A 24,678-nucleotide genomic window follows, 5' to 3' on the forward strand; every position below is an offset into this window, starting at 1 on the left:
AAACAGCCCGGGGCATCCGGCCCGGCATGCGCTGCGTCTAGGGGCAGGTCAGACGGCGGCCGCGGCCGCCGCGTCTTTCATCGGGCAGTAGCTGCGGATGTAGTCCATGTGCGTGGGCAGCCGCGACACCGTGCTTTCCACGTGCCGGCGGATGCCTTCGAGGAAGTGGTTCAACTCGTCGTCGCCCATCAGGTCCGGCGCCGGGTGGCGCTGGCGCGGCGTAAGCCCCTGGCCCAGCATCACCTGCACCCAGGAGTTCTCGGCGAACAGCTCGTTGGGGATGCGGAACACGCGGCCGGTTTCGGCAAACAGATCGATGCGATGGCGCAGCGACGGCGGCAGTTCCATCGCGGCGCAGTCGCGCCAGTACGGCGTGTCGCGGCGGTTGCTGACCGCGTAATGCAGGATCACGAAATCGCGGATGTGCACGATCTCGCTCTGCACCTGCGCGTTGTATTCGTCGATGTCGACCTGGTTGATCACGTGCGGGAACGACTGCAGCAGTCGTGTGATGCCGCGCTGGATCAAGTGGATGCTGGTGGACTCCAGCGGCTCCAGGAAACCGCTGGCCAGCCCCAGCGACACGCAGTTGCGCTCCCACGCCTTCACCCGCTGGCCGGGGCGGAAACGGATCACCCGCGGCTCGGTGCGCTGCGCGCCCTCGATGCTGCCGAGCAGGGTCGCCCGCGCGCTGGCCTCATCGGTGTGCCGGCTGGAGAACACGATGCCGTTGCCCACCCGATGCTGCAGCGGAATGCGCCACTGCCAGCCGGCGTCGCGCGCACTGCAGCGCACGTAGGGCACCGCCGGGCGCAACGACTCGGTCTGCACCGCGATGGCGGTGTCGTTGAACAGCCACTGCGACCAGTCCTCGAAGCCCACGCCAAGCGTCTGGCCGATCAGCAGCGCGCGGAAGCCGGTGCAGTCGATGAACAGGTCGCCCTCGATGCGGCTGCCGTCGGCCATCACCACCGCGGCGATATCGCCGTTGGCGGCCAGCGCCACCTCGCCGATGCGTCCTTCCACCCGGCGTACGCCATAGCCCTCGCTGAAGCGGCGCAGGAAGCGCGCGTACAGCCCCGAGTCGAGGTGGAAGGCGTAGTTGATGCCGCCGTTGGGCAGGTGCGCAAAGCGGTTCTCCTGCGCCGCGCGCAGTTCCAGGCAGTACTCGCCGTAGTCGCGCGCCAGGCCGCGCTCGCGACCCTTCAGCCAGAAATGCTGGAAGCCAGCGGTCCAGTGATCCTTGCCGGTGGTGCCGAAGGAATGGATGTAGTCCTCGCCCACGTCGCGCCAGCCGTCGAAGGCGATCCCGAGCTTCATGGTAGCGTTGGTGGCCGCCATCACTTCCTGTTCGTTGATGTCGAGCAGGCGATGGAAGGTCACCAGGGTGGGAATGGTCGCCTCGCCCACGCCGACCGTGCCGATCTCCTCCGACTCGATCAGCGTGATGTCCAGCACCTTGCCCAGCGTGCGCGAGAGCGCGGCGGCGGCCATCCAGCCGGCGGTGCCGCCGCCGGCGATCACCACGCGGCGGACCGGCGGGCGTTCGGTGGCGGAGGCGGCTTCGGAAGCGTGATTCATGGGCGGCTCGTCGATCAGCAGTTCGGGTCAGCGGTTGAGGCGTTGCAGCAGTCGCGCGCGCAGGTCGCGGGCGCGGTTTTCATCGATCGGTCCAAGCACGCGCCGCGCCGCTTCGGGGATGTGGCCCACGGTCGCCTCGCCCGGCTCGAATACGTAGTGGCGAAAGATTTCCTGCCAGGTGCGGCGCTGCTCCGGCGGCAGCTCGCGGATGCTCATCAATGCCAGCATCAGCGCGTTCATCGGCGTGTCCATGTAGGCGGGCACGTCGCGCCACCAGTAGTTCACCAGCACGTTGAACGCCTCCAGCGCCTCGATGTGGTGCCACCACATGCTGGGGATGAACAGCGCATCGCCCGGCGCCAGCTCGGCCACCTGTGCATGCCCCATCGCCTCGGCGAAGCGCGGGAAGCGCGCCAGGTCCGGCTGGTGGAAATCGACCAGGCTGATCGCCTGCCCGGCCGGGGTGAAATCCAGCGGGCCGATGTAGAGGTTGGCCAGCTGCCCGGGCGGGAACAGCGTGAAACGCCGGCGCCCGGCAACCACGCAGGCGAGGTTGTCCGGCAGATCCTGGTGGGCGGCCACGCGGGTGCGGTTACCGATCCAGATGCTGGCCAGCACCTGCTGGCGGTCGTCCAGGTTCAGCGGGTTTTCCTGGCGGAAGCCCGGCAGGTAGGTGTCCAGCGTAGTCGAGCCGACATAGATCGCCGGTGCGTCGGCGTCGTCGGCGCGCTTGCCGAGCGTGTCCAGCACCGCCGCCAGCGGCACCCGCTGCGGGGCGAAGTTGAAGCCGGTGAGATCTTCGTTGTAGAAGAACCGGCCGCCCATCTCCGGCGGCGCCACCTGCGCCACCACCGGCGCCTGGCGCGGGTCGAAGCGACGCAGGTAATCGATGCTCTCGGCGGCCGAGCGGCGGCTCGCCTGCACCATCGGCCAATCGGCGACCAGATCGCGCAGCAACAGCGGCCGAGTCGAGCGCAGTACCGCCTCCGGCAGCGCCTGCGGATCGAGTCCGCGCAGCTCCTCGACCGGCGCTGCCTCAAGCATGTCGCGGTGCGCGCAGTGCGCGCTCGATGAGGTCGCGGAAGCACGAGAGCGAGGCGATGATCATGTAGATCGGCTCCAGCTGCCCCGCCGCGGCGAGCGCGCCGAGCGCCTCGCCGTCCAGCGCGCGCAGGCGCTCTTCGTTGAGGGTGTAGTAGCCGGCCAGCCTGCTCTGGCTGCCGTCGGCCAACTGCACGTCGAGCACGAACGATTCGAGCAGGTCGCGCGCCAGCAGTGCCTGGACGAAGGCCGGCGTGGCCTGCAGTCCCTCGTGCAGCGCCAGCAGCACCGAATTGACCTGCTCGAGGTAGTCGGTGGTGCCACCGTGCTCGCGGAACACGCTCTGGCCGGTACCGGCGCGCACGCGGGGATGGTCGAGGTCGACGTGGATCACCGGCTCGCCGTCGGCCATGCCGATCAGGAACGGCTGGCGCTGCACTGCCAGCGGCACGTAGTGCGCGTCCCAGCGGTCGCCGTCGAGGAACAGGTTCTGCTCCGGGGCGAGACCGAACAGCGCCACTGGCTGGAAGCCGCCGTGCGCATCCTTCTGGAACACGATCGGGTAGTGCGCCTGCACCTGGCGGAACTCCGCCGGAAAGGTCAGCGCGGCCATCATCGCGTCGCCGAACGCCGCGCCGTGCGTGGTTTCCACGCGCAGGTCGCGGTGGTCGATGTTGTTGAGCAGCACGGGTCGGGTCATGGAGAAAACCTAGATGCGGGGCAGGCCGCGCGTGGTGACATGGTCGATCAGCGCGCGATGGGTCGGTAGCGCCCGCATCATCCGCCGGGTCAGCTCGGCAGCCTCGCGGAAATGATTTTCGGCGCCACGCCGTACCGCATCGGTGTCGCGCCCCGGACGCAGCTGCGGACGGAAACCCATGCCGTAGAGGATGTAATGGTAGCTGGCCGAGGGGAACACCTCGTCCACCCGCACCAGGTCGTAGCGCGACGGCGGCTGGTGGCGCCACAGCTGCAACAGCTCGCGCAGCGACTCCGGGGTCGACGCCGCGGCGCGATGGTCGCGCCAGTAGTCGTCGTTGCGTTGCGAAAGCACGTAGTGCAGCTTGAGGAAATCGATCACCCGCGCCCAGCGGTAGGCAAAGGCATCGTTGTAGCGACGGGCGACCAGATCCATGTCGGTGCGGGTGACCGGCAGCTGGTCGGCCAGCGCCGCCGCGCCCAGTTCCACCAGCGCCAGCGACGAGGCCTCCAGCGGCTCGACGAAGCCCACCGACAGTCCAATCGCCACGCAGTTGCGGTGCCACGACTGGCATCGGTAGCCGGGCTCGAAGGCGATCCGGTGCGGCGCGCCCAAAGCGTCGCGCCCGGGTCCGCCGGTAGCACGTATGTACCCGAACAGCGCCTCTTCGGCCTGCTCGTCGCTGGCGTGCGCGCTGGAATACACGTGGCCCACGCCGCGCCGGGCCCACAGGCCGATGTCCCACACCCAGCCGTGCGGCAGCGCGGTGGAGACGGTCTGGCTGGCGATCGGCGTATCCGGTGCTGGATATGGCACCTGCACCGCGACGGCGCGGTCGTTGAAAAGCACCCCGCGCACGTCGACGCGCTCGATGCCGAAGTGCTGGCCCAAGAGCAGCGAGCGCGCACCGGTGCAATCGACGAACAGATCGCCGGCAAGCTCGCCGTGTTCGCGCGTGAGCAGCGCGGCAATGTCGCCGTTCTCCTGCGCGCGCACGCCGAGCATGTGATCGGAAAGATGCCGAACCCCCAGACGCTCCACGCAGTGACGGCGCAGGAACGCGCCGAACTTGCCGGCGTCCAGGTGATAGGCGTAATTGGCCACGGCCGCGTATTCGGGCGTGGCGAACTGCTTGGGGCCGAGCCCGGCCGCGCACAGATGCGGCTGGAAACTGGTCAGCTCGGCATACGGCACCTGTGCCGAGTGCAGCCAGCCGGCCACCAGGTCCGCATCCAGAAAACCCTGCGGCAGCACGAACGGATGGGTGTAGGCGTCGCCGTCGCTGCCATCCACCCAGCCGACAAAGCGCGAGCCCTGCTTGAAAGTGGCATCGCATTCGCGCACGAAGTCCGATTCGCTCACGCCGATGCGCCGCAACGTGTCGCGCATGGTCGGCCAGGTGCCCTCGCCCACGCCCACGGTGGGCACGTCGGGCGACTCCAGCACGGTGACCGTCACGCCGCTTGCCGGGCCATGGGTGGCGGCCAGCACGCCCGCGGCCAGCCAGCCGGCCGAGCCGCCGCCGACAATCACGATCCGCTTGACCGCCTCATCCACTGCAAGAATTTCCTCGTGCTGCCCTGCCCTACAACGCAGCGGGCCGCCAAGCATCGGCGGCCCGCCTCGTGCGAACCCGTGCAGCGGCTGGCGCCGCCGCACGGTCGAGGTGACATCAGAACTTGTAACGCACGCCGAACATGTAGCGCGCGCCGGTCTGCGTGGCAAATTCCAGCTGGCGCTCGTTGCGGCCGTACAACCGCTGCGTCTGGTTGGTGAGGTTGATGCCTTCCAGCGCGAACGACAGGTGGTCGTCCCAGGCGTAGCTGATGTTCATGTCCAGCTGCCCGTACGGTGCGGTGTACACCGGGTTGGGGCCGGCACCGTCGAAGCGACCGGTCAGGAACTTGCCGCGCCAGTTGTATGCCGCCCGCACCTGCCACGGCCCCTTGTCGTAGAACGCCACCACGTTGGCCGAATCGCTCAGGCCTTCCAGCGCGAACTGCTGGCCGATCACGGTGTTGTCGTAGGTCAGGCCCGAGTTGACCAGCGTGTAGTTGGCCGACACGCCGAAACCGCTCTGCCCCAGCAGGTGCTGGATGTTGAACTCCCAGCCATCCAGCGAAGCCGACTGCTGGTTCGCCGGCGTGGTGATGCGGAAGTTCGCCACCGGATCGCCGGGCTGGCCCACGATCGTGCCGGTGGCATTGCCGGTGTTGTCCGTACCGGTCTGGGTCACGCCCGGCTGGCCGTTGTAGTTGGCGAAGATGTAGTTGCGGATGCACACCACGTCCGACTGCAGACAGCCATTGGCCAGCGCTGCGTTCCAGTAGGCGCCGCCGACCGGCGTGTGCAGGCCGAACGGCTGCTCGACCACCTGCGTGGTGCCCACGTAGTTGTCGATGTTCTTGCGGAAATAGCCCACCGACGCGTAGCTGCCCTCGGCGTAGTACCACTCGAACGACACGTCGAAATTGTGCGAGAGCAGCGGCTTCAGCGCCGGGTTGCCCTGTCCGCCGGTGCCGCCGTCCACGCGCACCAGGTCGTCCAGGGTCTGTCCGCCCTGGATGTCGCCCCAGCCCGGCCGGCCGATGGTCTCGCCGTAGCTGCCGCGCAGCTTCATCTGGTCGGTGAGGTCCAGGCTCAGGTCCAGGCTCGGCAGCACGTACTTGTACGAGCCGGTGAGGTGGGTGAAGCCCGAGCCACTCTTCAGAAGGGTGAACTCGTTCGCCGAACCCCAGGAAATGCCGGTGGCCGTCGGCACCAGCGCGCTGGAGCTGACGTCGGTCTTCTCGTAGCGCACGCCCGCGGCGATGTTCAGCGGGATGCCGATGTCGTAGGTCTGGCTCCACTGCAGGTAGGCGCTCTTGGACTTTTCCTTGACCCGGCGATCGGTGGTGAACACCGGCGAGGCGTAGTAGTCCGAGGCGCTGTGGCCCGCCGCCACCCACGCGTTTTCCGCCAGCTGGCGCACCTGGTCAAAGTCCCAGGTGAAGAACGAGTCGGTGAAGTTCGGATCGTCGTGACCGCTGAACTGGTCGAAATACTGGCCCATGTGATCGAGGTGCCATACCGAGTCGGGGTAGTCGGCCGGACTGGTGGCGCCGCCCCAGGTGTCGAGCTGCACGTTGGAGTAGGCCGAGCGGTTCTTCACGTTGGTCTCGCCCACGCCGAAGTCCAGGCGCGAGTAGTCCTCGAAAGTGAAGTCGCCGGTGAGCTGCAGCTGGTCCACGGTGGACTTCATGTAGCTGTTGCGGAACGACGAACCGGTAACCAGCATCTGCGACGGATCGATCGCCGTCTGGCCCGCCGGCAACTGCACGTTGAGCACCGGGAAATCGCGGCTGAAATCCACCGTGGTGGTGCCGCGGAAGAAACCCGCGGTGCCCAGCACGCTGTTGGAACCGAACGGGCTGTCCGCACCGGACTCGGCGGTGGAGTGGTGCACGTCCAGGCCCAGGTTCAGCGAATCGGTGACGCGCCAGGCGGTGTTGAAGCCCAGCGAGTTGTTCTTGTTCTTGGTGGCGCTCTTGCCGCCGCCCATGGCCAGGTCGCTGTTGGCCGGGTTGATGATTTCCGAGTACACCAGCGGCGCAGCCACCGGGCCGTCGGTCCAGGAGCTGGCGGACGGGCCGAAGTTGAACCACACCGACATCTCGTTGCGCTGCACCTGCACCTTGTTCTCGGAGTAGGTGTAGTCGAGCGTGGTGGTGATGTCGTCGGTCGGCTTGTACTGCAGCACCAGCTGGCCGTTGGTGCGCTGGCGCTTCACGCCGTTGACGTTGTAGTTGAGGTTCTGCGGCACCGAGTAGATGTCGTTCGGGCCGGGGCGGTTGGTGATGTTCTCCGAACCCGCCGCGCCCGCCTGGGGGATCGTGCCCCAGTTGTTCTCGTCGCCGTGGAAGGTGCGCCAGCCGTTGCCCACGCCGACCTGGCTGAAGCCGTACTCGCGCTCCTGGTAGCTGGCGCTGATACCCACACCGAACTTGCCGTCGGCGCTGGTGGTGCTGAAGATGCCTGACACCTCCGGCGTCACCTTGCTGCCGCGCAAGGAATCGGGAACGTTCTGGTTGGAGGAGTCGTACACGCCCTTGGCGCCGAAGCTGGCGTGCGTGCCGGGGTTATCCAGCGGGCGGGCGGTCTTGATGTTGATGGTCGCGCCGATCCCGCCGGCGGGCGTGCTGGCGCGGCTGGTCTTGTAGACGTCGATTTCGGAGATCGCCTCGGAGGCGAGGTTGGCGAAATCGAATGCCCGCGAGTTCGACGCGCCGGTATCCAGGATGCTCGAGGTAGGCATCTGGCGGCCGTTGAGCAGCACCAGGTTGAAGTCGGGGCCGACGCCGCGCACGGTCACGCGCGAGCCTTCGCCGTTGACACGGTCGATCGACACGCCGGAGATGCGCTGCAGCGACTCGGCCAGGTTGGTGTCCGGGAACTTGCCGATGTCCTCGGCCACGATGCCGTCGACCACGCCCTGCGCGTCGCGCTTGAGGTTGGCCGACGATTCGAGCGAGCTGCGGATGCCCGTGACCACCACGGTCTGCAGCTCGGTGGTGTCCTTGCTGGTGGCATTGGCGTTGCCGGGGACGATCTGCGCCGCCGGCTTGTTCTGCCGGTTGTTCGACGCGTCCTGTGCCGGATCGGATGACTGCGCTGTCACTGCACCAGACAGTGCCATCAGCACCGCGGAAACGACCAGGCGCTTCCGCGGCATGCGTACGTTCTGCTTCATTGAATGAACCTCCCCGTGAATCCCCAGAATCTTCTTGTACCGCGCAGCGCGCAGCCGACGGTGACCGTCTGGGCGACCTTATTGCAGGGATTGACAGCGCTGTCATCCTGCGCCGCAGCAATTTTCTGCGTCGCACGGCGGCCGAACCGGCCGGAGTCAGGTTGTCTTGTCGTCGCGCAGCCAGCGCGCCGCGTCGAGTGCGAAGTAGCTGAGGATGGCGTCGGCACCGGCACGCTTGAACGCGGTGAGCGTCTCCAGCACCACGGCCTTCTCGTCCAGCCAGCCGTTCTGGCACGCCGCCTTGAGCATCGCGTACTCGCCCGACACTTGGTACACGAAGGTCGGCATGCCGAAGGCGTCCTTCACCCGGCGCAGCACGTCCAGGTACGGCAGGCCCGGCTTGACCATCACGGCATCGGCGCCCTCGTGGATGTCCAGCTCCACCTCGCGCAGGGCTTCGTCGGCGTTGCCCACGTCCATCTGGTAGGTGTGCTTGTTGCCCTTGCCGAGATTGGCCGACGAACCGACCGCATCGCGGAACGGGCCGTAAAAACTCGAGGCGTACTTGGCCGAGTAGGCGAGGATGCGCGTGTGGATGTAACCGGCCTCTTCCAGCGCCTCGCGGATCGCGCCGACGCGCCCGTCCATCATGTCCGACGGCGCCACGAAATCCATGCCGGCGGCGGCCTGCGCCAGCGACATCTTCACCAGCGCCTCGATGGTGGGCTCGTTCATCACGTAGCCGTGCTCATCGATCAGGCCGTCCTGGCCATGGCTGGTGTACGGGTCCAGCGCCACGTCGCCGATCAGGCCGAGCTCGGGGTACTTCGCCTTCAGCGCGCGCGCCGCGCGCTGCATCAGGCCGTCCGGGTTCCACGCCTCGGCGGCGTCCTCGGTCTTGGGCGCATCGGTGATCGGGAACAGCGCCAGCGCGGGAACGCCCAGCGCCACGCACTCACCGGCCAGTTCCAGCAGCAGGTCGATCGACAGCCGCTGCACGCCCGGCATCGAGGGCACGTCCACTCGCCGGTTCTCGCCCTCGATCACGAACGCCACCATGATCAGGTCGCTCGCCAGCAAGGTGTTTTCACGCATCAGCGCGCGGGAGAACGCATCGCGACGCATGCGGCGGGGGCGGATGGCGGGGTAGCTCATGGACGGTCCTGCAGGTAGGCCAAGGCGTGCATTCTACGATGCGACCGGCCGGCCCCACGCCGACTGCGACCATCGCGGCGGCCGCTGCCGGCGGTGCGCACTACTCGTCGCGGATCGCCGCGATCGGATCCAGCGCCGCGGCCTGCCGCGCGGGGTAGATGCTGAAGGCGATGCCGATCAGCAGGCACGCGAGCACCGAGGCGAGAATGCCCAGCGGCTCCCACGCCACCTGCCAGCCGGCGAAAGCGGCGATGGCGTAAGCCAGCAATGCGCCGAACAGCAGGCCGATCAATGCGCCGGAGGCGCATATCACCACCGCCTCGCGCAGGAAGCGCGCCACGATGTCCTGCCGTCGGGCGCCGATCGCGCGCAGCAGGCCGATTTCGCGGCGGCGCTCCAGCACGTTGGCCAGCATGATGTTCATGATGCCGATGCCGCCCACCAGCAGGCTCACGCCGGCGATCGAGCCCATGACGATGGAGAAGATGCGCTGGGTCTTCTGGTTCTGCCGGTACAGCTGCTGCGGCACCACCAAGCGGTAGTCGCCGGCGCCGGCATGGCGCTGGTCCAGCACCTGGCCGAGCACGCGCGCACCCATGGCCAGCTGGTCGGGCGTGCGCAGCCGCAGCAGGAAGCGGTCGATCTCGTCTTCCATCGGCTGGAAACGGAACCGCGCCCGCGCGCTGCCCAGCGGCACGAATACGCGATCGGCATCCGCGCCCAGCGCCACGCCTTCGAACTGGTCCTTGCCCAGGTCGCGATCGGCCAGCACGCCGACCACGCGCAGCCACACCTGGTTGACCTTGATCAGCCGGTTCAGCGGCTTGCCGTCGGGGAACAGCTCGTGCGCCGCCTGCGCGCCAAGCACCGCCACTGCCGCGAGCCGCTGATCGTCGTTGGCGTCGAGCGCGCGACCGGCGGCCACGCGCAGCGAGGCGAGCTTGAAGTAGGCCGGACTGATGCCACTCACTTCCGCCTCGCTGCGGCCCGCATCGCTGAACACGCCCCAGCGGCGCACCCGCTTCTCGGCCGCGTAATCGTCCGCGGCAGGCACCACGTCGAGCGCGGCGCGCGCGTCGGCCACGGTTAGTCCGAGGCTGCGGGCGCGGGTTTCCTTGAGGCTGTCGGCGTCCTGCGTCTTGGCCTCCACGATGAGGTTGTGCAGGCCCAGGCTCTCGACCAGCTTGAGCGCCTCGCGCCGGCTGCCGGCACCCACGCCCTGCATCGCCACGATCGCCGCCACGCCGAAAATCATGCCCAGCAGGGTCAGCAGGGTACGCAGCTTGCGCCGCCAGAGCGCCTCGACCGCCTCGCGCCACGCCGGAGAGAGCATCACGGCGCCACCTTCCCGGCCGGCGTCGCCGGCGCGCCGGGCGCTGACGCAGGCGGCGTCGCGGCAGCACCCAGGACGATGCGGTCGCCCTCGGCCAGGCCATCGAGCACCTGTGCACGGGTCGGACCGCGCACGCCCAGCGTCACGCTGCGCCGCTGCGGCCGGCCGTCCACCAGCAGCTGCACGCTCGGACCCTGCTCGCCGCTGCCGAGCGCCACGTTCGGCACGCTCAGGCCGCGCGCGAGCTTGAGCAACACGATCTTGCCGACGAAGTGCTGGCCCGGCGTCCAGCCGTAACGGCGCGCCACATCGGCGGGCACGGCGGCCTTCATCATGAGGTACTTCACCGGGTTCTGCCGGCTGCGCGACTGGGCGGCGGCGGCGACCCAACTCAGCGTGGTGGTGACGCGCTGGTCGGGCGCGCCCCACGGATGCAGCTCCACGCGGTCGCCAACCCGAATGCCCTGGGTCTCGATCTGCGGAACCGCCAGCTGCACCTCCAGCGCGGCCAGGTCCGGCAGGCTGCCGAACGGACTGCCGGCATACAGGCTGCCACCGGTGTGCGCGACCTCGCCACTCCAGCTCTTCTCCAGCACCAGCACGCCATCGTGTGGCGCGTGCAGCTCGAGCGCGTCGAGGTCGGCTTTTTTCTGCTTCGCCACCGTATCGAAGGTGGCGTGCTGCGCATCGAGCACGGCCAGCTCGGCGTTGCCACGCTGGCTCGACTGCTGCTCGCGCCACTGCAGGATGCCCTGGCGCACGCCGAGGTAGTGGGCGTCCTGCACGGCATCGAGAATGTCGTTGCGCGCCATCGCTTCGGGGCCGGCGTTGGCATAGCGCTGGGCGATCGCCAGCTGGCCAGCCACCTGGGTCAGGTCCACGCCGAGCTTGCCGCGGCTGTCGTCCAGCTCGGCCTGCTTGCCGAGCCGCGCGAGCAGGTTGCGCTCCAGGTCGATGCGCGCCTGGGCCAGATCCTGCTTGCTCTGTTCGGCGGAGAAGCGTGCGACCAGCGCGCCCTTCGCGACCGGGCTGCCGTCGGGCAGCATCCAGGTGATCTGCCGCGGCGTCCACATCGGACCGGGCACCAGCAGCGCAGTGGACTTGGCGGCACGCAGCTCGCCCTCGCCCTGCACGCTGAATTCCAGCGGCGCGGCATGCACGGTCTCGAGCACCGCCGCATCCGGTGCCGGGTCGGCGCAGCCAGCCAGCCCCAGGGCCAGCAGCACGGGGAGCCATCGCATGAGCTTGTTCATCGGCTTGCCACCGCGTCGTCCTGCACGCTGACCCGCACCGCCTGTCCGGGCTTGAGCCCCTGCATGCCGGCGTCCAGATGCACCAGCAGATCGACCACCGGCACCGCCTCCACCCGCGACTTGCTGTGCACGGTGTGGCCGATCTCGACGATGCGGCCGGCGAGCCGGCGCCCGCCACCGCCGGCGATCACCACCTGCACGCGCTGTCCCTCATGCACGCGCGACAGTGCCCGCTCGGGCAGCGCTGCGCGCACGGCGAGGGTGGAGAGGTCCGGCATCTGCGCCACCGACTGGCCCATCCAGACCTGCGATCCGGTGTCGATCTTGTCGCCGTTCCAGCCGCTCTGGTGCAGCACGATGCCGGCGCGTGGCGCCTTGACCGTGAGCGAGGCCAGCGCGGCCACCAGCTCGGTCACCTGGCTCTGCAACTGAGTGACCTCCGCGTCGGCCAGCTGCTGCTCGGCGGCGCGCGCGCGCATCGCCACGCGGGCGCGCTGCTGGCTGAGCGCGAGACGACGCTCGGCCTTGCGGCGGTCGATCACCAGCTTGGCGTACTGCACGCCCGGCACGTAGGCCTGCGGCTGGTTGGCCTTGCGCTGCGCCTTGTCCAGCTCGGCCTGGGCCTTGGCGGTATCGAGTTCGACATCGCGCGCGCGATCGGCCAGATCGAGTTTCAACTGTTCCTGCTTGCGCAGCTTCTCGGCCAGCTCGCTGCGCTTGGCGGTGAGATTCTTGTTGACCTCGGTCGGGTCGAACACCACCAGCGGCGCGCCCTTGGCGATGGTCTCGCCATCCCCGGCCATCTCGGTCACGGTGAGCTGCCACAGGCCATCCACGGCCGGCGGCGAGATCGCCAGGCTGCGCTGGGCAAAGATCTCGCCATCGATATCCAGCGGGCCGTCGTCGATCGACCGCGTCGCGGGCATCGGTGCCGCGGCGTCGGTATCCACCCGCACGCTCATGCCTGCGCGCAGCGCCATCGCGGTGGTCGCGGGCAGGGTGATGTCCACCTGCACGTAGCGGCCCTCGCCCCACTCCGGCCGTGCGCTGGCGGCACCGGCAATCGCCTCGATGGTGCCGGCCAGCGGCGTGCCCGGCAGCGCGTCGACGTTCAGCGCCACCGCCTGCCCCACCTTCAGGCCGCTGCGGTCCGGCTCGAGAACCCAGGCACGCACGGCGTAACGATGGCCACCGCCAATCACCTCGCCAACCGTCTGCCCGGGGTAGCTGGTGGATCCTTCCTCGTAACGCCCGCCGGCACCGAACAGGTTGTCGAAACCGTGCACGACGGTGCCCGCACGGGTGGCCTTGACCACCGCGGAGCTCACCTGGTCGGCGAGGAAGGTCAGCGACAGCGTTTTCTTTTCCAGCTCCAGCGCGGCGTCCTTCCGGCGGCGTGCCACGGCGGCCTGCGCCTGCGCCGCCTCGGTGCGCTTGAGCTCCAGCGCGCGGTCGGTGCGCTGCATCTCGCTCTGGTAGCGGTCGTAGTCGAGTGCGGAGAGCAGCGTCTTCGGCAGCGCCGCATCCACTGCTGCGGTGTCGCGCTCGGCCTGCGCGTCGGCGAGGGCGAGTTCGGCGTCGGACTGCTTGAGCTCCAGGTCGGCGATGTCCTTGGCGGCCTTGGCCTGCGCCTGCACCAGCTCGGCGCGCTGGTTGCGCAGCTGCGCCTCGGCGGAGCCGGCGTCGATGCGCAGCACCACGTCGCCGGGCCTGGCCTGGGCGCCGTCAGGCATGTAGTAGCGCAGCACCACCGGCGAGCTCAGCGACGGCGGCGTGTCAATGGCCTGCGCGTCGAGCATCCGCACCTCGCCGCTGAACACGGTGGCTGACGCCGGCCCCGCCAGCAGCCACATCAGCGCCAGGGCGATGCCCCGCTCACGCCGCCGAATCAAGCTCGATCCTCCCGTCGCGCAGGGTGATCTGCCGCTGCGCACGCGCGGCGACCTCGGCGTCGTGGGTCACCAGCACCACGGTCTGGCCGTCGCCATGCACCTCGGCGATCAACGACATCACGTCGGCTGCGCTGCGCGAATCAAGGTTGCCGGTCGGCTCGTCCGCCAGCAGCAGCGCCGGACGCATCAGCAGCGCGCGCGCGATCGCCACGCGTTGCATCTGGCCGCCGGAAAGCTGGCCGGGGCGGTGCTGCAGGTGGCGCTCCAGTCCCATCCGCACCAGCAGGTCACGAGCGCGCTCGGCCAGCCCGTCGTCGACGCCGCGCAGGAACCGCCGCGGCAACAGCGCGTTCTCCAGCACCGTCAGCCGCGGCAGCAGGTGGAACGACTGGAACACGAATCCGATGCGCCGGTTGCGGAAATCGCTGGCGCGTTCGTCATCGAAGGTGGATACGTCGACGTCGTCGAGCAGGTAGCGGCCGCTGTCGGGGCGATCGAGGCAACCGAGCATGTTGAGCAGGGTCGACTTGCCGGAACCGGAGGGCCCGATGATGGCGGCGAACTGCCCCTGCGGCACCTCGAAGCTGACACCGTCGAGCGCCGCGATGGCCTGATCGCCGACGGTATAGCGGCGTGTGATGGCTTCCATGCGAACCACGTTCGTCGACCCCCCGTCGACTGTCTTCTGCGGCCAGTCTTGCCGCTGCCGCCGGCTTTGACAACCCTCAGCCGGACAACCGCGCGCCGGTGTCGGCGTCGAAGAAATGCAGCTGCGCCGGCGCCGGCGCCACGTGCATCACGCTGCCCGGCGCCGGCAGGTCGCACGGCGGCATGCGCGCCACCAGCGGCGTGTCGCCCATGCGCAGGTTGACGAACACCTCGTTGCCGACCGGCTCGACCACTTCCAGCTGCGCCGCCATCGATGCGGGGGTGGCGGCCGCCACCGGATGCAGGTCCTCCGGGCGCACGCCCAGTGTCACCGTGCGTCCGTGCCACGCCTGCGGCAGTGCGAGGGCCGGCAGCGCCAGGCTGCCGTGGGGGCCGTGCAGCGCGGTGCCGGTGTGATCCATGTGCAGCGTGCCGGGCAGGAAATTCATCGCCGGGCTGCCGAGGAAACCGGCGACGAACCGGTTGGCGGGCCGGCGGTAGAGGTTCATCGGCGTATCGATCTGCTGGATCACGCCGCGGTCGAGCACCACGATGCGCTGACCCAGCGTCATCGCCTCGATCTGGTCGTGGGTGACGTAGATCATGCTGGCGCCGAGCCGGCGATGCAGGCGGGCGATCTCCACCCGCGTGGACAGCCGCAGCCTCGCATCGAGATTGGACAGCGGCTCGTCGAGCAGGAAAAGCTTCGGATCGCGCACCATCGCACGGCCCAGCGCCACGCGCTGCTGTTGCCCACCAGACATCGCACCGGGCCGCGCCGCCAGCAGCGGCTCCAGCTCCAGCACCTGCGCCACCTCGCGCACCCGCTGCGCCACTGCCTCGCGCGGGTGGCCGCGCAGGCGCAGCCCGAAGCCGAGGTTTTCCGCCACCGTCATGTGCGGATACAGCGCGTAGTTCTGGAACACCATGGCGATGTCCCGGTCTTTCGGCGGCAGCGCATTGACCACGCGCCCGTCGATGCGCAGCGTGCCGCTGCTGATCGACTCCAGCCCGGCGATCATCCGCAGCAATGTGGTCTTGCCGCAGCCGGAGGGCCCTACCAGCACCAGCAGCTCGCCATCGGCAGTCTCGAAGCTGGCGTCGGCCACCGCGACGTGCCCGTTCGGATAGACCTTGCGCAGCGCCTCCAGTCGAACCACCGCCATCGAGATCTCCGCATCGGGCCGCCCGGGCACCATCATGGACGATGGTGCATCGCGTGGAAGCGTTCGGCTATTCTCGCGATGTAATCGTTTACATCAAGCCGCATCGCGGCATCCGGGAATCCAGCGATGACAGGACGCTTTCTCTTCCCCGCGGATTTCGTCTGGGGCGCCGCCACCTCGGCCTACCAGATCGAGGGCTCGCCGCTGGCCGATGGCGCCGGCCCGAGCATCTGGCAACGCTTCGCGCACACCCCGGGGATGATGGCCAACGGCGACCACGGCGACATTGCCTGCGACCACTACCACCGCTACCGCGACGACGTGGCGCTGATGAAGGCACTGGGCCTGAAGAGCTATCGCTTCAGCATCAACTGGGCGCGCGTGCTTCCCGAGGGCACCGGGCGGATCAACGCGGCGGGCCTGGATTTCTACTCGCGGCTGGTCGACACGCTGCTGGAGGCAGGCATCTCGCCCAACGCCACGCTGTTCCACTGGGATCTCCCCGCCGCGCTGGACGACCGCGGCGGCTGGCTCAACCGCGACAGCGCCGACTGGTTCGCCGACTACGCGCAGGTGATGTTCCGCGCGCTGGACGACCGTGTCCCACGCTGGACCACGCTCAACGAGCCATGGGTGGTGACCGATGGCGGCTATCTGCACGGCACGCTCGCACCCGGCCACCGCAATCTGTACGAGGCGCCGATCGCCGCGCACAACCTGATGCGCGCCAGCGGCGCCGGCATCCAGGCCTATCGCGCGACGGGCCGGCATGAGATCGGCGTGGTCTTCAACATCGAGCCGAAATATCCGGCCAGCGAGAGCGAGGCCGATCGTGCCGCCGCTGCCCGCGCCGACGCCTACATGAACCTGCAGTTCGCCGATCCGGCGCTGCGCGGCAGCTATCCCCCGCAGCTGGCGGAATGCTTCGGCGCGGCCTGGCCGGAGATCCCCGCCGGAGATTTCGCGCTGACACGCCAGAAGGTCGATTTCGTCGGCATCAACTACTACACGCGGGCGGTGGTGAAAGACGATCCGGCACAGCAGCCGCTGCGGGCCGCGGCGGTGCGTCAGCCCCACCGCACGCATACCGAGACCGGCTGGGAAGTGTTCGAGCAGGGCCTGGTCGACACGCTCATGGCGTTCCGCGAGCGCTACGGCGACATCCCGCTGTACATCACCGAGAACGGCTCGGCGTTCTACGACCCGCCGACGGTGGAGGGTGCGGTGCTGGAGGATCCGCTGCGGGTGGACTACCTGCGCCGCCACCTGCGCGCGCTGCACACGGCGATGGCCGCCGGCGCCAACGTGAAGGGCTATTACGCCTGGTCGCTGATGGACAACCTGGAGTGGTCGCTCGGCTTCGCCAAGCGCTTCGGCCTGTACCACGTGGATTTCGCCACGCTGGCGCGCACACCGAAGGCCAGCGCCCATTTCTACGCCCGCGTGATCGCCAGCCGCGGCGCAGTGCTCGATGCCTGAGCGAGCGCCTACTGGACGTGCGCGCGGGTGCGGTGCACCCTTACCTATTCGCTTGTGTTGAAGGCTCTCGCATGTCGGCTGACGCCAACGCTACCGTTCCCACCCTGCTGGTCGACCTTGGCGGCACCAATGTGCGCTTCGGGGTGGCCGATCCGTCGCGACGCGATCCGCTGCTGGCCGACAGCGTGCGCCGCTACCGGGTCGCCGAGCACGAGTCGCTGGTATCGACGGCGCGTCAGTACCTGGCCGACACCGGGCTGAGCGTGAAGCGCGCCATCGTGGCGGCCGCCGGGCGGATCGAAGACGGCGAGACGGTCAAGGTGACCAACAATCCGTGGGCGATCTCGGCCCGCCAGACCGCCGCCGCGCTGAATCTGGACCGGGTCCACCTGGTCAACGATTTCGCCGCGCAAAGCATGGCCGTGACCCTGCTCAAGGGCAACGACCTGGTCGACGTCGGCACGCTGCCGCGGCCGGTGATCGGGGCCGAAGAAGAGCAGACCTTTGCCGTGGTCGGGCCGGGCACGGGCCTGGGCGTGGGCGGCCTGCTGGTGCGCGACGGCCATTGCAGCGTGCTGCAGACCGAAGGCGGCCATGCCGGCTTCGCCGCGCATTCGCCGGAGGACATCGCGATCCTCAACTACCTCAACCAGAAGTACGGCCGCGTCTCCAACGAGCGGCTGATCTGCGGCAAGGGGCTGGTGAATCTCTACGACGCGATCTGCCACATGGTCGGCGCCAAGGCGGACGACCTGCAGCCGGAAGACATCACCGCCCGCGCCAAGGACGACAGCTGCCCGCTGTGCACCCGCACGGTGGAGACGTTCGCCGGCATCTTCGGCAGCGTTTCCGGCGACCTGGTGCTCACCCTGGGCGCATGGAACGGCGTGTACCTCACCGGCGGGCTGATCCCGATCCTGCTGCCGTGGCTGGAACGCGGGCGTTTCCGCGAGCGCTTCGAGGCCAAGGGCCGCTTCCGCGACATCATGGAGAAGGTCCCGACCCAGGCGATCATGAACCCGGAGCCGGGCCTGCTCGGTGCCGCCGCGCTGGCGGTGATGGAGTCCGGTCGACCGCTGCTGGGGCGCTGAGCCGCACCCGCGCCGTCGTCACGCCGGCACTGGCAGTCTGATCCGCCGACCCGACACGTCACGGAGAACCCCATGCCGCGCAGCGACACCGCCTTCCTGTTCGATCTCGATGGCACCCTGGTCGACAGCGTCTACCAGCACGTGCTGGCCTGGAAGGAAGCGCTCGACGCCGAGGGCGTGGAGCTGTCGGTGTGGCGCATCCACCGCAAGATCGGCATGAGCGGGGGGCTGTTCGCCGACATGCTGCTGCGCGAGACCGCGCTGGACATCACGCCCGAGCGGCTGGAGCGCCTGCGCCGCCACCACGCCGAAGCGTTCAACCGCCAGCACGCGCAGGGCTCGGTGAAGCCGCTGCCGGGCGCCCGCGAGTTGCTGGCGTACCTCACCGAGCAGCAGATTCCCTGGGCGATCGCCACCAGCGGGCGGATCGAGACGGCCGCACCCAACCTCGAGGCGCTGGGCGTGGACCCCTCTCGGGTCCCGGTGATCACCCGCGACCAGGTGCGCCACGCCAAGCCCGATCCGGATCTGTTCCTCACGGCGGCGGCGCGGCTGGACTTCGACATTCGCCACGCCCTGGTGGTCGGCGACAGCGTGTGGGACATGCTCGCCGCCCAGCGCGCCCGCGCCATCGGCATCGGCCTGCTCGCCGGCGGCTACGGCCGCGAGGAACTGCAGCAGGCCGGGGCGCTGCGTGTTTACGACGATCCCGCCGACCTGCTCAAGCATGTCGACGAGGTGGCCGCGCGCGACTGAGCGACCCGCTTACGAACGGCTTTTTCGCGCCGTGCTGACGCGTGCTGAACGCCCGACCGGTAGCCTCGAAGGTCCGCGTTCGCCGCTTCCGGAGCATCCGATGCACGTTGTCCCGCTTCGCCTCGTCACCCTTGCCGCAGCCGCGGCGCTCGCCGCCTGTTCGCCCACGCCATCTCCGCCGCCGGAGCAGCACGACGCTCCCACGCCGCGCGCGCAGGCGCGAGCCGACTCCCGCGCCGAGCTCGGCTCGCCGTCGTGGTACGCGTGGGTCGATCAGCAGCTGGGCATCGGCGTGGACCAGGGCGCGCCCGCCTACGGTTCGCCCGCATGGAATCAGGCGGTGCAGCAGCAACTGGGACAGGAGGCGCCGCCGCTGAGCCCGGGCACGCCCTCGTGGCAGCAGGCGGTCGACGCGCTGCTGCGCACGCGCATGAGCACCCACTGAGCGCTCAACCAGGGGCCAGCAGCGCGTCCAGATCGCCCTGGTCGAAGCTCAGCCGCTCGCGTGTGCCGCCGCCCTCTAGCACCGCATCGGCCAGTTCCGCCTTGCGCAGCTTGAGCTCCTCGATGCGCTCTTCGACGGTGTTGGAGGTGATCAGGCGGAACACGAACACCGGCTTGTCCTGGCCGATGCGGTGCGCGCGATCGGAGGCCTGTGCCTCGGCGGCCGGATTCCACCACGGGTCGTAGTGGATCACCGTGTCGGCAGCAGTGAGGTTGAGCCCCACGCCACCGGCTTTCAGCGAAAGCAGGAACAGCGGCACCTCGCCGTCCTGGAACTGCCGTACCGGCTCGGCCCGATCGCGCGTCTCGCCGGTGAGCGTGACGTAGGAAATGCGCCGGCGGTCGAGCTCGTTGGCGATCAGCTTGAGCATCTCGGTGAACTGCGAGAACAGCAGCACCTTGCGCCCTTCGGCGAGCAGCGCCGGCAGCATGTCCATCAGCAGCTCGAACTTGGCCGAATCACGCACGCCCCGCGCAGCTTCGAGCTTGACCAGCCGCGGATCGCAGCAGACCTGGCGCAATTTCAGCAGCGCATCGAGCACCACGATGCCCGAGTGCGCGATGCCGCGCTGGGCGATCACCTGGCGCAGCTCGTCGGCCAGCGACAGGCGCAGGCTCTCGTACAACTCGCGCTGGCGGCCATCGAGTACCACGCGGCGGGTGATCTCGGTCTTCGGCGGCAGTTCGGAGGCGACCTGGCTCTTGGTCCGGCGCAGGATGAACGGGGCGAGGCGACGGTTGAGCCGGGCCTGGCATTCCTCGTCGCGCTGCTTCTCGATCGGGCCGCGGTAGTGGCGGCGGAACGCGCCCTCGTCGCCGAGCAGGCCCGGCACGGCGAGGTCGACCTGCGACCACAGCTCGCCCAGGTGGTTTTCCAGCGGCGTGCCGGTGAGGCAGATGCAGCGCGGCGCGCGCAGGCTGAGCACGGCGCGACGCGCCTGGGTGCGCGGGTTCTTCACCTGCTGCGCCTCGTCCAGCGCGATCAGCGCGAACGGCTGCTTGCGCAGCGTCACCACGTCGCGCGGCAGCAGTGCATAGCTGGTCAGCACGATGTCCTGCGCGCCGAGCTGGGAGAAGTCGCCGCTGCGCTGCGGGCCGTGCAGCGCCAGCACCTTCAGCGACGGCGCGAAACGCGCACACTCCGCCTGCCAGTTCGGGATCAGGCTCGTGGGCACCACGATCAGCGCCGGCTGCGCCAGCGCGCCGCGCTCCTTCAGCGCGAGCAGATGGGTGATCAGCTGCAGCGTCTTGCCCAGCCCCATGTCGTCGGCCAGCACGCCGCCCACGCCGGCCTCGGCCAGCGCGTTCAGCCAGCGCAGGCCCTCGCGCTGGTACGGGCGCAACTCCACCGTGAGGCCTTCGGGTACCGCGTCGCTGGCGCGGTCGGCGGCGTCGCGCAGCCGGGCCGTGAAACCGCGCAATTGCTCCGGTGCCTGCAGCTCGCCACCGCTGGGCAAGGCGTCGGCCAGCTCTTCCAGCCGGCCCGCCTGCACCCGTGGCAGGTGCAGCTGTTTTCTGGGCTTCTCCAGGTACTCGGCCAGCGGCGCCAGCAGGCCGCGCAGCTCCTTGAGTTTGACCGGCACCCGACGGCGGTCGTCCACCGGCGCATACCACACGGCATCGTCGGGCTCGTTCGGCGCCGGGCTCAGGTTGAGCTGGTGCTCGGCCAGCGCCTGTGCCACGGCCGGCAACAGATTGTGCCGCCTGCCTTCGACCTCGATGCCGATTTCCAGGTCGAACGCGTGGTCGTCGGCGTCCTCGGTGGCGTTGCCGTACCAGCGCACCGGGCCTTCCAGCACCTCGAACGGAAAACTCGGCGCGTACTCCACCACGTAGCCTTCGGTCTCCAGCCGCGCGCGCAGCGCCAGCCAGCGCGCCGGCGTGTTGACCTCCAGTGCGCCGGCATAGCCCTTGCCCGGGAACAGCCAGGCGTCCTCGGGCAGGGTGTCGGCAAGGTCCCAGGGCAGGCCTTCGGTGTCGACGCCGGGCGTGAGGCCGGCGCGCTCGAGCTGCTCCATCGCGGAGAGCTCATCGGCACGGCGGCGCACGATTTCCACCAACTGGCCATTGCGCACGCGGCGCACCAGCGGCTCGCCACCGCGACCGGGGAGGCGCTCGCCGGCGTAGTCGAAGGCCAGCCGCGCGTAGGCCAACGGCGGCGTGCCGGCGGCGAGGCGGGCATGACGGGTCAGCGCGTGCAGCGTCAGCACCGGCTTGGGTGCCAGATCCTCGCGGCGCAGATCCTCGAACACCTGCGGCAGTGGCACGCGCTGCGCCAGCCGGCTGCGCGGCAGCGCGCTGCGCAGGCGATGGCTGTCGTCGTGCTTGAGTGCCGGCAGGTCGAGCCAGCCGGTCTCTTCGGCCGGCGCTTCCAGGTGACCCAGCTCGGCGCGCTCGGCGTCGAGATACCAGAGCCCGTCCACGCGCAGCAGGCGCTGCCCATTCGGCAACGTGGGCAGCAGTCGCTGGCTGCCGTCCGGCTCCAGCTGCCAGTGCCAGTTGAGCTGATGGGACTTGCCGCGCGAGAGCCGCAGCCCGCCCAGGCCACCGAGAAAGCACGGTGCGGTATCGAGCACTTCGGCCAGCAGCGCGTCGCCGACGTGGCCGCTCAGGCGCGCATAGCTGCGGCCCTTGCGCAGGCTTTGCGGCAATCCCAGCACGGTGGCGGCGAGCCGCTGCTCGTGCGGCTCCAGCGGCGCGTTCACCAGGTGCCGGCTGTCCAGCGGCGCGGGCCGCGCGAAGCGCCCGTGCTCCACCACGGCGAGCACGACCGGGGCGAGGTCCAGCCGACCACCCGGGCTGCCCTCTTCGTGGATGACCTCGAGGAAGAACCCCAGCACGCCGTGCTCGTGCGCGGCGGCAGGTACCAGGGGATCGAGCACGCGACGCCAGACCGCCGGCAGCGCGGGCGAGGTGCCGGCCCGCGAGGGGGAGGTGTCGCCTGGCTGCTTGTCGTCCGGTTGCTGCATCGGCATGCGATCCGCTGGGCGATCAAAACCCTGAGCTTAGCAAGCCGTGCCCTCGCGTGCGCAGGCGCGATCGACGCCCGCGCGGCCGCAGTCAGGCGGAAGGAAACAGGCCCTGCGGATATTCCGGCTTCTGCTCGCGCGCCATCAGTGCACGCAGCCCTTCCACCGGCGTGACTTCGCCGTGCAGCACGGCACGCACGCCGCTGGCAATCGGCAGGTCCAGGCCGTGCTTTTGCGCCAGCCGGGCGACTTCATCGGCGGTCAGCACGCTTTCCACCACCTGGCCGATCTGGCGCACCGCCTCGTCCAGCGCCACGCCCTTGCCCAGCGCCAGGCCGAGCCGGCGATTGCGCGAGAGGTCGCCGGTGCAGGTAAGCACCAGGTCGCCCAGGCCGGACAGGCCCATCAGGGTCTCCGGCTTGGCGCCCAGCGCCATGCCCAGCCGCAGCATTTCGTTCATGCCGCGGGTGATCAGGCCGGCACGGGCGTTGAGGCCCAGCTGCATGCCGTCGGCGACACCGGTGGCGACCGCCAGCACGTTCTTCATCGCGCCACCGAGCTCTGCTCCGAGCACGTCGCTGCCGGAGTAGGCGCGCAGGTTCGGCGCGTGCAGCAGCCCCGCCAGTTCCTTGGCGAAGGCCTGATCGTCCGAATGCACGGTCACCGCGCTGGGCAATCCGGCGGCCACTTCCTTGGCAAAGGACGGTCCGGTGACCACCGCGGCCGGCCGGCCGGGCAGCTTTTCGGCCACCAGTTCATGCAGGAAGCGACCGGTACCCGGCTCGAATCCCTTGCTCGCCCAGGCAATGGCCGCGTCGGGCTCGAGCAGCGGAGCGATCTCGTCCAGCATCGCCGCGAAGGCGTGGCTGGGCACCACGATCAGCACCACGGCGACACCGCGCAGGGCTTCGCGCAGGTCGCTCTCGTAGCGCAGCGACGACGGAAGCTCGAGATCGGGCAGGTAGCGCTGGTTGCGATGGCTTTGCGCCATCGCCGCCAGCGCCTGCGCGTCGCGTCCCCACAGCCGGGTGGGAACGCCGTTGCGCGCGGTGAGCGCCGCCAGTGCCGTGCCCCAGGAGCCGGCACCAAGTACCGCCAGGGTCGGTCGCGTGCTCATGGATGGATCAGCTGTTCAGTGCCGGGGCCGCGTCGCCGCCGCTGGCGCTGCGGCGCATCTGTTCGGCGAACAGCGCATCGAAGTTGATCGGCTGCAGCAGGAACGGCGGGAAGCCGCCCTCCAGCACCAGCGAGGAAATCACCTGGCGGGCGTACGGGAAGAGCAGGTTCGGGCAGTAGCTGCCGACGATGCCGGCATGATCTTCCCGGCTGAACCCGGCAATGCCGAACAGGCCGGCCTGCTGGACCTCGGCAAGGTACGCGGTGCGCTCGCCCAGGGTGCAGGTGAGGGTGAGGCTGAGCACCACTTCGTACAGGTCGTTGCCCAGATCGGTGGCGCGCTGGCCGAGGTTGAGCTGCACCTGCGGCTGCTCGCCGTCCTCGCTGATCTCCTGGAACACCTGCGGCGCATTGGGCGCCTCGAACGAGACGTCCTTGACGTAGATCTTCTGCAGCATCAGCTGCGGCTGGTTGGCCTGGCCGTTGGCCTGGCCGCTGGTGGTGACGTCTGCCATCGGAATTTCCTCGTCTCAAGAAGGGCAAGCCCCGGAACGGGCAAGCGGAATGCGCAAAGACCGCGATTGTTCCATACAAGTCCGCGGGCCGTCACGCCGGCAGTGGGCGCCACCGCTGGTCAAGGATTGCGCAACTGCGCGGCTTTGGCTGATAATGCGCGGCTCGATCCTTGCCGCCCGACGATTCGGGCCGTCCGCGACGCGATGCGGACCTCACGGCCATCTTCGAAAGCTGCACCTCTCCAGCATCGCGTGGCGCCAAGGCGCCGCTGGGCCGATGTCGCCCTGGCCAACGGGCGTTACACCACTAATACGGAGGTCATCATGGCCCGTGTATGCCAAGTCACCGGAAAGGGTGTGCAGACCGGCAACAACGTCTCGCATGCCAACAACAAGACCCGTCGCCGCTGGTTGCCGAACCTGCATGAGCGTCGCTTCTGGGTCGCCAGCGAGAACCGCTGGGTCAAATTGCGCGTTTCCAACCACGCTCTGCGCACCATCGACAAGAATGGCATCGAGGCCGTGATTGCCCAGCTGCGTGCCCGCGGCGAAAAGATCTGAGGAGCTAGACCATGGCTAACAAGACCCAGGACAAGATCCGCCTGATCTCTTCGGCCGGCACCGGCCACTTCTACACCACGCAGAAGAACAAGAAGAACACGCCGGAAAAGTTCGAGTTCAAGAAATACGATCCGGTCGTGCGCAAGCACGTGATCTACAAGGAAGGCAAGATCAAGTGAGGTGACGGCC

The 24,678-nt window shown here is 69.1% G+C and carries 20 protein-coding genes; 6 read left to right on the forward strand and 14 right to left on the reverse strand.

The window, feature by feature from the left end:
- Window positions 1–48: 48 nt before the first annotated feature.
- From VFG40_RS07005 to VFG40_RS07055, 11 genes are all read right to left on the reverse strand, one after another.
- Window positions 49–1,581, reverse strand: coding sequence for a tryptophan halogenase family protein (locus tag VFG40_RS07005; RefSeq protein WP_324896319.1), 1,533 nt, complete (start codon window positions 1,579–1,581; stop codon window positions 49–51).
- Window positions 1,582–1,608: 27 nt separating this feature from the next.
- Entirely contained in the window at window positions 1,609–2,625 is a 1,017-nt protein-coding gene (locus VFG40_RS07010) for a cupin-like domain-containing protein (RefSeq protein ID WP_324896321.1), read from the reverse strand.
- Window positions 2,618–3,322 carry a SapC family protein gene (locus tag VFG40_RS07015; protein WP_324896323.1) on the reverse strand — a complete coding sequence of 235 codons (705 nt, stop codon included), beginning with the start codon at window positions 3,320–3,322 and terminating at the stop codon, window positions 2,618–2,620. Before VFG40_RS07015 ends, VFG40_RS07010 begins: the two co-directional genes overlap by 8 nt.
- A gap of 9 nt (window positions 3,323–3,331) precedes the next feature.
- Window positions 3,332–4,879: a tryptophan halogenase family protein gene (locus tag VFG40_RS07020; protein ID WP_324896325.1), complete on the reverse strand. Its 1,548-nt coding sequence runs from the start codon at window positions 4,877–4,879 to the stop codon at window positions 3,332–3,334.
- Between the two features lie 115 nt (window positions 4,880–4,994).
- On the reverse strand, window positions 4,995–8,051 hold the full coding sequence (locus VFG40_RS07025) for a TonB-dependent receptor (protein ID WP_324896327.1): 3,057 nt from the start codon (window positions 8,049–8,051) through the stop codon (window positions 4,995–4,997).
- Window positions 8,052–8,207: 156 nt separating this feature from the next.
- Complete coding sequence (gene hemB / locus VFG40_RS07030; protein ID WP_324896329.1) at window positions 8,208–9,206, reverse strand: porphobilinogen synthase; 999 nt, start codon at window positions 9,204–9,206, stop codon at window positions 8,208–8,210.
- Window positions 9,207–9,306: 100 nt separating this feature from the next.
- Complete coding sequence (locus tag VFG40_RS07035; protein ID WP_324896401.1) at window positions 9,307–10,539, reverse strand: ABC transporter permease; 1,233 nt, start codon at window positions 10,537–10,539, stop codon at window positions 9,307–9,309.
- The gene (locus VFG40_RS07040; protein WP_324896331.1) at window positions 10,539–11,780 is read right to left on the reverse strand and encodes an efflux RND transporter periplasmic adaptor subunit; all 1,242 of its coding nucleotides are present in this window, start codon (window positions 11,778–11,780) and stop codon (window positions 10,539–10,541) included. The genes VFG40_RS07035 and VFG40_RS07040 overlap by 1 nt, the downstream gene beginning before the upstream one ends.
- A gap of 8 nt (window positions 11,781–11,788) precedes the next feature.
- Window positions 11,789–13,684, reverse strand: coding sequence for an HlyD family secretion protein (locus tag VFG40_RS07045; RefSeq protein ID WP_324896333.1), 1,896 nt, complete (start codon window positions 13,682–13,684; stop codon window positions 11,789–11,791).
- Complete coding sequence (locus VFG40_RS07050) at window positions 13,668–14,333, reverse strand: ABC transporter ATP-binding protein (RefSeq protein WP_324896335.1); 666 nt, start codon at window positions 14,331–14,333, stop codon at window positions 13,668–13,670. Before VFG40_RS07050 ends, VFG40_RS07045 begins: the two co-directional genes overlap by 17 nt.
- A 76-nt stretch (window positions 14,334–14,409) precedes the next feature.
- A complete protein-coding gene (locus VFG40_RS07055; RefSeq protein WP_324896403.1) occupies window positions 14,410–15,498 on the reverse strand; it encodes an ABC transporter ATP-binding protein in 1,089 nt (362 codons plus the stop codon).
- Window positions 15,499–15,624: 126 nt separating this feature from the next.
- Between VFG40_RS07055 and VFG40_RS07060 the strand changes: the two genes are divergently transcribed.
- The 4 genes from VFG40_RS07060 (at window position 15,625) to VFG40_RS07075 (ending at window position 19,269) form a co-directional block, all read left to right on the forward strand.
- On the forward strand, window positions 15,625–16,977 hold the full coding sequence (locus VFG40_RS07060; protein WP_324896337.1) for a GH1 family beta-glucosidase: 1,353 nt from the start codon (window positions 15,625–15,627) through the stop codon (window positions 16,975–16,977).
- Window positions 16,978–17,048: 71 nt separating this feature from the next.
- Window positions 17,049–18,068, forward strand: coding sequence for a glucokinase (glk, locus tag VFG40_RS07065; protein ID WP_324896339.1), 1,020 nt, complete (start codon window positions 17,049–17,051; stop codon window positions 18,066–18,068).
- 72 nt (window positions 18,069–18,140) lie between these two features.
- Entirely contained in the window at window positions 18,141–18,824 is a 684-nt protein-coding gene (locus VFG40_RS07070; protein ID WP_324896341.1) for an HAD family hydrolase, read from the forward strand.
- 100 nt (window positions 18,825–18,924) lie between these two features.
- On the forward strand, window positions 18,925–19,269 hold the full coding sequence (locus VFG40_RS07075) for a hypothetical protein (RefSeq protein WP_324896343.1): 345 nt from the start codon (window positions 18,925–18,927) through the stop codon (window positions 19,267–19,269).
- A gap of 4 nt (window positions 19,270–19,273) precedes the next feature.
- On the opposite strand, the gene VFG40_RS07080 is transcribed toward VFG40_RS07075, so the two are convergent.
- From VFG40_RS07080 to secB, 3 genes are all read right to left on the reverse strand, one after another.
- Entirely contained in the window at window positions 19,274–22,297 is a 3,024-nt protein-coding gene (locus VFG40_RS07080; RefSeq protein ID WP_324896405.1) for a DEAD/DEAH box helicase, read from the reverse strand.
- A gap of 91 nt (window positions 22,298–22,388) precedes the next feature.
- Window positions 22,389–23,414 (reverse strand): NAD(P)H-dependent glycerol-3-phosphate dehydrogenase, encoded by a 1,026-nt coding sequence (locus tag VFG40_RS07085; protein ID WP_324896345.1) that lies wholly within the window; start codon window positions 23,412–23,414, stop codon window positions 22,389–22,391.
- A gap of 7 nt (window positions 23,415–23,421) precedes the next feature.
- On the reverse strand, window positions 23,422–23,928 hold the full coding sequence (secB, locus tag VFG40_RS07090; RefSeq protein ID WP_324896347.1) for a protein-export chaperone SecB: 507 nt from the start codon (window positions 23,926–23,928) through the stop codon (window positions 23,422–23,424).
- 324 nt (window positions 23,929–24,252) lie between these two features.
- On the opposite strand from secB, the gene rpmB reads away from it, so the two are divergent.
- A complete protein-coding gene (gene rpmB / locus VFG40_RS07095) occupies window positions 24,253–24,489 on the forward strand; it encodes a 50S ribosomal protein L28 (protein WP_324896349.1) in 237 nt (78 codons plus the stop codon).
- Between the two features lie 11 nt (window positions 24,490–24,500).
- On the forward strand, window positions 24,501–24,668 hold the full coding sequence (gene rpmG, locus VFG40_RS07100) for a 50S ribosomal protein L33 (RefSeq protein WP_017463578.1): 168 nt from the start codon (window positions 24,501–24,503) through the stop codon (window positions 24,666–24,668).
- The last annotated feature ends 10 nt before the right edge of the window (window positions 24,669–24,678 follow it).

Source organism: Dyella sp., from assembly GCF_035685805.1.
Lineage (GTDB): Bacteria > Pseudomonadota > Gammaproteobacteria > Xanthomonadales > Rhodanobacteraceae > Dyella_A.

Bases quoted from the DNA above. Each gene is read 5' to 3' on its own strand.
- VFG40_RS07005 (WP_324896319.1), bottom strand. From the start codon at position 1,581: ATGAATCACGCTTCCGAAGCCGCCTCCGCCACCGAACGCCCGCCGGTC.
- VFG40_RS07010 (WP_324896321.1), bottom strand. From the start codon at position 2,625: ATGCTTGAGGCAGCGCCGGTCGAGGAGCTGCGCGGACTCGATCCGCAG.
- VFG40_RS07015 (WP_324896323.1), bottom strand. From the start codon at position 3,322: ATGACCCGACCCGTGCTGCTCAACAACATCGACCACCGCGACCTGCGC.
- VFG40_RS07025 (WP_324896327.1), bottom strand. From the start codon at position 8,051: ATGAAGCAGAACGTACGCATGCCGCGGAAGCGCCTGGTCGTTTCCGCG.
- hemB (WP_324896329.1), bottom strand. From the start codon at position 9,206: ATGAGCTACCCCGCCATCCGCCCCCGCCGCATGCGTCGCGATGCGTTC.
- VFG40_RS07035 (WP_324896401.1), bottom strand. From the start codon at position 10,539: ATGCTCTCTCCGGCGTGGCGCGAGGCGGTCGAGGCGCTCTGGCGGCGC.
- VFG40_RS07040 (WP_324896331.1), bottom strand. From the start codon at position 11,780: ATGCGATGGCTCCCCGTGCTGCTGGCCCTGGGGCTGGCTGGCTGCGCC.
- VFG40_RS07050 (WP_324896335.1), bottom strand. From the start codon at position 14,333: ATGGAAGCCATCACACGCCGCTATACCGTCGGCGATCAGGCCATCGCG.
- VFG40_RS07055 (WP_324896403.1), bottom strand. From the start codon at position 15,498: ATGGCGGTGGTTCGACTGGAGGCGCTGCGCAAGGTCTATCCGAACGGG.
- VFG40_RS07060 (WP_324896337.1), top strand. From the start codon at position 15,625: ATGACAGGACGCTTTCTCTTCCCCGCGGATTTCGTCTGGGGCGCCGCC.
- glk (WP_324896339.1), top strand. From the start codon at position 17,049: ATGTCGGCTGACGCCAACGCTACCGTTCCCACCCTGCTGGTCGACCTT.
- VFG40_RS07070 (WP_324896341.1), top strand. From the start codon at position 18,141: ATGCCGCGCAGCGACACCGCCTTCCTGTTCGATCTCGATGGCACCCTG.
- VFG40_RS07075 (WP_324896343.1), top strand. From the start codon at position 18,925: ATGCACGTTGTCCCGCTTCGCCTCGTCACCCTTGCCGCAGCCGCGGCG.
- VFG40_RS07080 (WP_324896405.1), bottom strand. From the start codon at position 22,297: ATGCAGCAACCGGACGACAAGCAGCCAGGCGACACCTCCCCCTCGCGG.
- VFG40_RS07085 (WP_324896345.1), bottom strand. From the start codon at position 23,414: ATGAGCACGCGACCGACCCTGGCGGTACTTGGTGCCGGCTCCTGGGGC.
- secB (WP_324896347.1), bottom strand. From the start codon at position 23,928: ATGGCAGACGTCACCACCAGCGGCCAGGCCAACGGCCAGGCCAACCAG.
- rpmB (WP_324896349.1), top strand. From the start codon at position 24,253: ATGGCCCGTGTATGCCAAGTCACCGGAAAGGGTGTGCAGACCGGCAAC.
- rpmG (WP_017463578.1), top strand. From the start codon at position 24,501: ATGGCTAACAAGACCCAGGACAAGATCCGCCTGATCTCTTCGGCCGGC.